At 52.4% G+C, this 9,497-nt stretch carries 9 protein-coding genes and 2 pseudogenes; 2 read left to right on the forward strand and 9 right to left on the reverse strand.

The annotated features are described in order from the left end of the window. From E0F99_RS30690 to E0F99_RS26485, 9 genes and pseudogenes are all read right to left on the reverse strand, one after another. A pseudogene (locus tag E0F99_RS30690) lies at window positions 1-176 on the reverse strand (GNAT family N-acetyltransferase); the annotation flags it as partial. Between the two features lie 70 nt (window positions 177-246). After that, complete coding sequence (locus E0F99_RS26450) at window positions 247-675, reverse strand: hypothetical protein (protein ID WP_083358950.1); 429 nt, start codon at window positions 673-675, stop codon at window positions 247-249. 322 nt (window positions 676-997) lie between these two features. Continuing rightward, window positions 998-1,489 carry a GNAT family N-acetyltransferase gene (locus E0F99_RS26455; RefSeq protein WP_083358949.1) on the reverse strand — a complete coding sequence of 164 codons (492 nt, stop codon included), beginning with the start codon at window positions 1,487-1,489 and terminating at the stop codon, window positions 998-1,000. 242 nt (window positions 1,490-1,731) lie between these two features. Further along, window positions 1,732-1,989, reverse strand: a complete 258-nt coding sequence (locus E0F99_RS26460; RefSeq protein WP_083358948.1) for a fructose-bisphosphate aldolase — start codon at window positions 1,987-1,989, stop codon at window positions 1,732-1,734. An 846-nt stretch (window positions 1,990-2,835) separates the two neighbouring features. Further along, window positions 2,836-4,326, reverse strand: a complete 1,491-nt coding sequence (locus E0F99_RS26465; RefSeq protein ID WP_130909015.1) for a P-loop ATPase, Sll1717 family — start codon at window positions 4,324-4,326, stop codon at window positions 2,836-2,838. A 97-nt stretch (window positions 4,327-4,423) separates the two neighbouring features. Then, window positions 4,424-4,930, reverse strand: a complete 507-nt coding sequence (locus E0F99_RS26470) for a GNAT family N-acetyltransferase (RefSeq protein WP_083358946.1) — start codon at window positions 4,928-4,930, stop codon at window positions 4,424-4,426. 93 nt (window positions 4,931-5,023) lie between these two features. Then, a complete protein-coding gene (locus E0F99_RS26475) occupies window positions 5,024-5,344 on the reverse strand; it encodes a hypothetical protein (protein ID WP_130909016.1) in 321 nt (106 codons plus the stop codon). A gap of 180 nt (window positions 5,345-5,524) precedes the next feature. Then, window positions 5,525-6,712 carry a hypothetical protein gene (locus E0F99_RS26480; protein ID WP_083358945.1) on the reverse strand — a complete coding sequence of 396 codons (1,188 nt, stop codon included), beginning with the start codon at window positions 6,710-6,712 and terminating at the stop codon, window positions 5,525-5,527. 163 nt (window positions 6,713-6,875) lie between these two features. Beyond that, entirely contained in the window at window positions 6,876-7,604 is a 729-nt protein-coding gene (locus E0F99_RS26485) for a hypothetical protein (protein WP_083358944.1), read from the reverse strand. A 389-nt stretch (window positions 7,605-7,993) separates the two neighbouring features. On the opposite strand from E0F99_RS26485, the gene E0F99_RS26490 reads away from it, so the two are divergent. Further along, complete coding sequence (locus E0F99_RS26490; RefSeq protein ID WP_083358943.1) at window positions 7,994-8,956, forward strand: hypothetical protein; 963 nt, start codon at window positions 7,994-7,996, stop codon at window positions 8,954-8,956. A gap of 364 nt (window positions 8,957-9,320) precedes the next feature. Continuing rightward, a pseudogene (locus E0F99_RS26500) lies at window positions 9,321-9,497 on the forward strand (IS256 family transposase); the annotation flags it as partial.

Raw genomic sequence — 9,497 nt, forward strand, 5'->3', positions numbered from 1 at the left:
TTGCCGGTGATGCCGCCGAGGACCTGCTGCGTATCGGGGTCTTTAACCAATACCGTCAGTGGCAGGCGATCATTGGCGCCGGTGATCGCTTCATTGAACGCGGCGAGGCCGCTGCCGAGGATGCGTTCAGCGTCGGGGTTGGGTTGGTCGCTGACTTCGATGAAGGGGGCGCTCATCATTGCCTCTCAATAGGTGCCTGTGGGGCGGTATGCAGCAGGTTCCCCATGCGCCATACCACCGGTTGCTTCACGCCTGCTGCCATCCTCCCATGCCGTCGGCCTTGATCTCGAAATCGATGGCCTCACGGTAAGGATCGCCAAGCGCGGTGTACTGGCCGTTGCCGGCTGCTTGGGTGGCCTGCCAGCACTGTGTAGCGGGGTCGAACACCTCAGCATCATCGCCGGCGGTTTGGTCAATGGGGTTAACAAAGGGGTCGCCGTTGTCGACCTGGGCTGCTTCAAACAGCTTATGAAGACGCTCCTGCTGGGGCTGGAGGGGGTGCAGATCTGTCGCCTTGCGGGCCATCAGGACATCATTCCCGCTTTGCGAACCGGCCATCAGCACGTCATTTCCATCCCCGTGTTGAGGCGGGTTGGGTGTTGGTTTTTCGGTATTGATCTGGCTGGCTTCGTAGTGTGAGTAGAACGAAGCGATTGAAGCACTGATTGAAAGCATGAATGCACCTCTCTGATGGTCAATAAAACACCCGCCGGACCCTATTCCGGCTGGGTGCATCGCAGACTACTGAGCCGTGCCAAGGCATTCAATGCGTTGATTTTGGGCGGATGTAACGGGGTAAAACGCCGCTGGTTGCACTCACACAGCCTGAGCTGTGCGTCTGTAGTGCGTGGCTAAAATTATCGTACGACGTTTCAAGTTAAGCGCCAGACAGTGGCCATGGAGACAGCGTCCTTACCAGTTGAAACACAGTTGCCCTTTGAACGATGGCTGATGAGCATAAATCCCGACACAAAAAGACCACCAGCCCCATAACGACCTAAAGCCCCATCACCATCTCATGCCACGCCATCCCGCCATGCTCCGAAGGCGAAGGCTGCACATAGCTGTAGCCCATGCGCGTGTACAACGGCACATGCTGCTCCTTGCACATCAAGTGAATCGTCTGCTTGCCCAGCGCCCGCATGCGTTGCACAAACTCAGTCATCAACAGCCTGGCATAGCCGTTTCCCTGCTGCGCCGGGTCGACCACCACCGACATAATCACCACATTCGGCGCCTCGGCCGAATGCCCCACCAACTCCTTGAACGCCTCATCCGACATCACCACCTGATGCGCGCAGCCACAATTGATAAACCCCACCACCGCGCCATCCGCCTCCAGCATCAGAAAACCCTGCGGGTACTGCGCAATACGCGTGGCGATCTTCTCCAGCGTCGCGGCTTCATCGCCTTCATAGGCACTGATTTCAATCTCAAAACAACGGGCGGCATCGGCGGGGAGGGCGTTGCGCAAGGTGAGGGCGGGCATGGGCGTTTCCTGAGGCGTTAAGCGAAAGGCCACATCATAACGGTGCGCCCCTACCACCGCCATCGCCGCCTCCCGCGCTATGCAGGTGCCGAGCACCCATCAAACGGTGGGAGCTGTCGAGCCCCAGCGAGGCTGCGAAGGCGCCAGCACCCACACCGTCAAAGCCGGACTAGCCGTCAATTCCCGCCTCCCCAAAAACCAGAAAACCCGGCAAGGCGGGTTTTCTCACAGCTCACATCACATCAACTCACAGCCAGCACATCAAACCCGCGCCGCTCCATCACCGTAAACACATCCGCCACATCCTGGACGATGATTCGAGCGGTATTGGCGACGGTATTGATGTCGTGCTCGGCATAGTCGGACACATTGGAGCAGGCCATCAGGTGCAGGTAGGCGAGGGCGGCGTTGAGACGCTCGCTGGCGCAGGCGTGGAGTTCGCTGAGCGGGGCGTCGCTGTCGATGAGGAGGACAGGGTATTCGGTTGCGATTTGGGACATGGGGGTGAAGCGGCGGGGCGGGTGTTGAGTTTTCAAGGTGGAGATCCCTAAGAAAGAAAAATTTCGGACAGCCGTAAAACAGGACGTCACCGGAAATCGGTTCTGTCGGGCCTAACGGTTTTTGGTGTAATTCCTTTTTAGGGCTGCGAATCCCATCGCCGATCAAGCTGGCGACGGGGCGGACTATAGAGGGGGGATTTTGGTGGGGCAACGGGGGGCGTTGCGGTTGTAGGGCTGGTTTGATGAGGCCGTGACGATTTTGGGAGTACGATTAAAGCTGAGGTAACGCACTCTATACCGCATGTTTAAAGGTGATGGGGGATAGGGAAAGGGTTGGCATGGTGGATGCGCCTTTCAATTTTACGAGACGTTTCTGACTGGGTTTTAGGAGGGTTTGGGTAGTTTCACAAACCGGCTCATCCATTTGCGTTCGACCTCTTCAGTCATTTTTGCATCAAGATTTACCAGCAAACTTGCACACATGACACTCAGAATGGAGACGATTGCTGGCTGGCGCAATGGGGGCGCAAATAGCCAAGAGTCGAGCGTGAGCGACAGCAAACGGCCAGAAGCGGTCATTGCATTTGGTCTGCTTTCGACCCATAGCTGCCTGTCATAGCAGCGTTCTGATGGCATAGCCTCGTCAGCTAGCGGCTAAGGTGCCATCGCCGCTCAGATCGGTCGGTGCGCTTGAGGGGTCATCACCCCGGATGTGGCTTATCCAGTTTCTAGCCTGTTCCAAGTACTCCAGTACACCGAACTGCAGACTTGCCATGAAGCCATCTAGGGCTGACTCGTAAAGGATGGTTGAAAGTGGGGCTGCAATTCGCCCCACAATATAAAAAGTTACACTGCTTTGCCCTGTACCAGGTCTAGTGCATCTCGGTATAGAAATGGTACCCAGTAGGTGGGGAGATTTTTTTCATTGCGTGCTTCAAAAAAACCGGCTACCACCAGCTTGTCGGCAAGTATCTGAGAGTTTTCTAAAGACTCTTTCCAGATGCGTGACAAGGTTTCAATTTTTTGTTCGGATTTTTCGTTCTTTAGAAGTTCGGTGTATTTTTTTAGATCAGGGTATTCGGCGCACAGTGTCTGTTCGTATCTGACTTTTGATACGGTTATTAGTGAGTCTTTGAAAACAGCACGATCAAAAAGTATTTCGTTCTCCGGTTCCGACTTACCTTGTTCAAGTTTTTTTATTTGATTGGAGATTAGGCATTCAAGCATGTGGATGATTTCTCGCGGCGCAGCATATTTGGTGCCATCTTGTACTCGCGAAATTATCCAATCAAAGGAATCAGGGTTTTTGCCCGTATCTACTTTGTCGGGAAGTATTCTTTTTATTAATTTCTCTTGTTCACTTAAATCACTGATTATAGCTTGCTTGTTTATTTTTAAATAGTCGACAAGAGATTGGTTGTTAAGAAGGCGGTTTACGACTAGGTTTAATAGTCCATCACGATCCCATTCAATTGTGTCCGTTTTTATTATATGGCTAGCCTCACGAAACCCTCCGTCCGTAATACGTTCCCAAATATCTTTTCGGACAAAGATTTTTGCTTTAATATTTTCTAGTGGCTTTAGGTCGGCGTATACACGAAATAAAGCGCGTAGTGCTGCTCTTTCCAAGTCGGGGGAGGACGAAAAAGAAACGTCTAGCCGGTCGAAAAGAAGCCATATTTTTTTGTTTGAAGCGACGAGACCTTGATTAGCAAAGTTCAGAAGATCATTAACAGGCACACTGGAAAGCTTGGCCTTTTTATCAGCAGGGGCATAGCTGGCTTTTCTTGTTGCTGTGGGCATTCCGGATGAAGCATCAAGCGCTATATTGTATTCGACCTCCGTCGGGTCGGTATCAGCAAAGCTGTTAATGTAGTTCTTTGCTTGCGCGAAGAGAGATGCCAGTGTGAATGTCTTCGGTAGAAGCCCTGCGGTCTCCAGAGCAACGATTAGTGTGGTTGCAACGTCGGTTGCAATGTTGTTTTTCCGAAGCTCAGCAGAAATCAACTGAAGAATATAAAGTTTCCATATGTACGTAAGGTCTGTCTCGTTGTCGGTGTCGTCGTCAATTAAGCCTTGGAACGCAGATGCTCCTAAGGGGTTCTCTGCGGGGACCAAAAAAATGTTTTTAACTAGAAAGTCGTTGGTGTTATTTGTTAGTAGTGAGTATAAGGCGCTTTTTCCTGTTCCCTTTGCGCCGTAAATAATATCAATTTCTCCATTGGCTAGTGCGTTCCATTGCGCTGTCTTAACAAAGTAGTTAGCTAGTTCATTTTTTTCATCCTCGGCCACACGATGGCCGACTCGTATAGAACTAAGTAAATATTTTTTGCTCAATGTGTCATTCCTCATGAGTATATAGGTTCCCCTCAGCGTTAAAACCATGGAGATCGCAAGCTGTAGGTTCCAAAGGGTTTTAATTTTTCACGTGTTATTAGAGTTTTAGCCCGGTTGAAGTATCGAATTTCGCGGTATATCGGAATGCTGAGCAACCTGATGCCGCGTCGGTAATGCTTTCCCGAGGACTATTTAGGATAGCCTCTGCGACTCTTTGAGATTCGATGTTTGCTACATCAACAGCGGGCTCAATGAACAAATTGCTATTGCCCATCTGCCCTGCTTGGTAAACTTGGTCTTTAATGACATCTTTCAGAACCTGCTTCGCGAGTCCTTGGTTTCGCAAGTGCTTAGGCACTGCGTATCCCACGGAAACACAGGGAATCCCGTCTATTTGGCCGTTCATCACACAAGATACAAATGCTATGACTGATTGATGGTCTTGAGTGAGGTGGACGTACGTTAAACGGATCGTTCCAAGTGATGGTTCGTCGATATGACTGAACAAATTGTCAAAATTTCGGACTGGACCTATGTCCAAGATCCCAGCTTGCAACGCTTTTTGAAATGAAACCATCCCCTCGTGAGGGTCTGCCATCTGCATATCGAAGGTCCTTCTCGGTGGTGGTAGCTCATCCGAAGTGGCTATTCACTACTAACACCAGCGTAGGTGTCAACAGGGTACGTAACGAGAAAATCAAATGCTAAGGGTGGCATGTGACTGTTTCACGTGTTGGGCTACTGACTGTTGGGGAAAACTCCTTGGAAAACTTGGGACGCGATGGAAAGCGAAGGGTGTCCAGATGCCCGTGGCAGGCAGGTCATCAAAGCTAGAAAAAATTGCTGCTAAGAAAAAACGCAAGGCACACGGATGAGACAGGCTGGAGTAGAAATAGGCGGCTACGTCCAGCTCATCATCACAAAGCGAAGTTTCAATAAACTTATATTGCCCATCATCAGGATTGCCGGACGCAATCCTGAAATGGCATTGAGGAGGCTTGGTCGACACTCGACGCATTCAGCTTATCCATCGAGCGGCTAATGTCCGTTACTGGCGGGTTGCTGCCCCTTTGCGACAGGCAGCAATCGGACAACAGTAGAAGGGGACGGATTTAATCAAATAGATTGGCCCCCTTTTTTGCTCAAGGTACCGGCCGCTTTCCGCTTGGCGCGGAATCCGCCAACTACGAGCGCCAGCTTATTTTAGTTGCGAAACCCTTGAAAGATAAGCGATAGAAGGGTTGGCGGCCCGTACGGCCTGCCGTTTTTCGGCGCGTGAGTCCAGCACGTGCGCCAGGCTTGAGTAAGCAACTCCACTTAATGCTCCCGTAAGCACGCCCATTGGCCCCCCGAGGAGGTACTCATAAAGAAGTGCTGCCGAAGTACCGGTTGCAAATGTGAGGCCAAGCCCTTTAACCAAGTTCGGCCAAAGTTTGTCGCGAGCAGCGCCGATAGCTGCTTGGTACTCTCTGACTTCTTTTGAAATTTCTATACTCAACGCTATTTGGCTACGGGATAATTCAGCATAGGAAGTCGTATTGGATATCTGTATAAGGCGGGCGGTCAATTCATTGACGAGTGCGGCACGATCACCACGCGTGTTCTCGCGGAAGCGAAGAATTTTATCAAAACTCGCGGATTCAAGTGCCTGATGCGGCATGAGCGATTCAAGGAGCTTTACGGCGGTGCTGGTTGCTGATTGGGACAATTGGGTGGAAACTGGATCCGTCCACTCGCTATCGGGCGTTAAAGCACGGGTTGCCTTGCGCAACAGTAGTCTGTGATGCAACTCGCTGTCAGTAATGGGAGACAGCCCGAGATCCGCCGCCGCCGCCAAATGAAAATTCAAGGTCGCTGCAGAGCCCGCCGCGTATGACAAGGTCCATGCGTAATGGTCGTCTGCCTCGTTAATAAGATGTTCTCTTGCTGTGTCGGTACCCAAAAAATGCCGAAATTCCATCGGGATTTTCTGTGCAAACATCTGCCAAGTCGGCTGTTGTGTATCGGCTTGTCTCTGGTGTGGCAGGCCGAACACAGATGGATTACTTGCCATTTTGCACCACAGCGGATCCTGAAGATCACTGATGGCCGCAAGGGAAGTCTCTGGTCTCTTAAAAGCAGCAAGGCTTTGCGGATCGACGAAGGATAGCGCCCCTTCCTGCTCTAGAGTTTTGAGGTCATGCTCCAAACCCCGATATTTGGAAAACCGTGGATCCTCATTAGTTTCAAGGTTCCGAAACAGTCCGGCGCGCCACTTCGCGTCTTTGACGGGTTCCAGAAAAGTCACAGCGTCGAATACCAGCATCAATTGTTTCAGCGCACAGCTGTCCATGCAGCGTGAAAAAGGATAATAGAGTCCCTGTAGTAACGTGTTGTCGCCGCTCATATTCCATTATGCCTTGTGGTATTGATTGGCAATCATATCAACCAATACACGTAATACGTGAACCTTCCCTCATTTTCTGAGCATCGCGAGATACCCCTATTGGCCGATTGCGGCCCTCCACAAAAGGCAACAACCGCCAACAGCCCCTCAACCACCCTCCAAATCACACCCGCACCACGAACCCCTGCGCCGCCCGCCGCTCAAGCATCGCATCCTCCGTCTCCCGCGTCGCCCGTTCGCCTTTATCAGACAACTGAGTGAAAAACGTCGCGCTCCTGAACTCCCCGGGCACCATGGTGTGCGTGTCTTTAAACAACGGCGCCAGATCAATAGTCTTTGCGAAATTCTCCTTGGTCAGGCTGTAGAACCCCATATAACTCCCCGACCAGGGCGAATCAGCGTCCACCAAATCAATGGACGCATCGCGATAAGCAACGGCCGCCGCTTTAAGCCCAAGAGAGTTGTTGAGCAGGTCGGTGAGCCGCTGGGTGTCCGAGCTGCTGAGCTGGCTGGCAGTATCGAGCACTTTGAGTTTGCCGTCGGCCTCGACCGTGAAGCCGTACTTTTTGCTGGCAAGGTCGGGCGCGCTGGTCGCCAGCGTTGCCTGGAAGGCCTGGAAATGGGTTTTCAGTGTCTGGTGCGCGCCGGCGGCGATATCAGCGAATCGAGGGAAGTCCGGCGATTGGGAGCGGCCAATCCAGGTGTCGACGGCCTCCAGCGGTTCCGCCGTGGTGCTGGTCCCTTCACTGGGGTGGTAGATGGCCGCCGGCGTGGCATTGGCCAGGGTGTTCTTGTCGGCATTCGTCATCGGCTGGGGCTCAAGCTTCTGTCCGGAAGGCGTGAGTAGGGTGTTAGCCGGTGAGAGGTAGGTTGCGCTGACGGAAAGGGCCATTTAATCACTCCATGATTGGCGGGTTTCCTAGAGGTTATCGACGGGGATGCAGCAAGCTTTAGGTCGGTCGACAGTCGGCGTCTTGCTGTTCGCAGGCTCGCCGCGAAAATGAAAAAACACCCGCGCAAGTGGGGTCAGGTCACCATTAATACAATGTGGTCTGACCCTGAGGAATCCACAGCCCTTTATCCTGATTTCACCCGACCGCTCTCTGCCGTTAGTTCCTCAATGGCTATGCCGATGAAGCCCCCCGGAACGTCCAGTACGTAGGTCTGCGCCTGGATTAAAGTAGTCCATTTCTGAATCGTTAAAACCACCCCTATACCCTTCTTACCTCCGCTGTAGCGCCTTCTTATAGTCGTGCGCCTCAGTCACTTGGAGGTGCACGCATGCAGGGACCCTACGCATTTATCAATGAACGACCGCAGCCGTATCCCGTGCTCAAATTGAGCCTGGCGCTTGATCCGCGTACTCACACCAAATTCGACACGCTCAACCAGCACATCCGCAATACGCTGGTGTTGCCGGGGCAGTTGGTGATCATTGGCGACAGCCGAACGGCCGCTTGCACCGCTGAAGAGGCACAGCTGATGCGCTCGGCGCTGAATATTAAGCTAGCGCTGTTGGCGTACTCCGCAACCGACCAGTTCCTGGTCAAAAACCATGATCAGTTGCAGGCCATCTTGTCCTATTCGTCCGTTGGCATCGGCAGTGCCAGCAGTGCTTGGAGCAAGCACTTGGCGCACGTCGAGAAGACCCAGGATTTGCATCAGCAGTACTTGAGAAAGGGCACCACGGGGGCGCGGGAGGAATTTCTGGTTAAGCGTAGAGCGCTGTTTGCGAGGTTGGATAGCCAAATCTCGGGGATGGCGCGCTTTGGCACGGGGTTGAGAAACGAAGGTTCGATTAAAAAGATGCTGGGAATTTCCAGTAAAAGCTACTGGCAGCATGGAGAAATCCGGGGGTATGAGGAGCGGGTCAAGCACTTAGCGAAGGCTTCGCAGATGCTGAAGAAGGGGACTTACATTGGTATAGCGCTGGATGTTGGGGCGACGGCGTTGGAGATATCGCAGGCGTGTTCCACTGGGCGTGAGCAAGCGTGTACGCAGGCGAAGTATGTTGAAGGGGGTAAGTTGATAGCCGGAGTCGCGGGTGCATCTGGAGGCGGCGCGTATGGAGCCCAAATTGGTATCGCTGCTTGCATGATTGTTTTTGGCATACCTACAGCAGGCGCTGGAGCGTTGGCATGCGCCATCGTCGGCGGTGCCGCAGGCGGACTCGTTGCAGGCAAAATCGGAAGCGCTTTCGGAGAAAACACAGGAAAATTTCTCTATCAGACTGTGAGGGATTAAATGGTTTTCGAATACATCGGCATGTGTGCGTGCGTCATCATGATACTCAGTCTCCCACTTACTTTTTTTGTCATGTTCAAAAAGCTAGATGCAGCAGAGCGCTATGTGGAACACAGCGACTATGTAATTGCACACAGGCGCATTTTTCGTAATGCTCCATTTGAGGGCCGACAGGTACGTGTAGTCGCTATGGCGATCATTATTCTTATGCCCAAAGTACTCCAATGGAGGCGTTTAGTGCGGGTTGAGGACGTTGAAAAAATTCCACGGCATCTCAAGTACTGGATGGTCATACCGACACTGATTGGTTTCGGGACTGTCATAAATTTTGTGTTCGGGCATAACATGTTGAAGAGGTGCATGTATGCCAACCGCAAAGAAACCGGCCCGCAGGGCCCAGCGTGACCTTCCAGCCATTCCAAAAGAGCTGATCGACCAGTTCGTCAGCGGCCCGATGAGTGCCGAAGCCATTCAGGATGCGTCGATGGCGTTCAAAAAGGCCTTGATCGAGCGAGCCCTTGGTGCCGAGCTGGGCCACCAC

It is taken from the genome of Pseudomonas antarctica (assembly GCF_900624995.1).
GTDB classification, from domain to species: Bacteria; Pseudomonadota; Gammaproteobacteria; order Pseudomonadales; family Pseudomonadaceae; genus Aquipseudomonas; species Aquipseudomonas antarctica.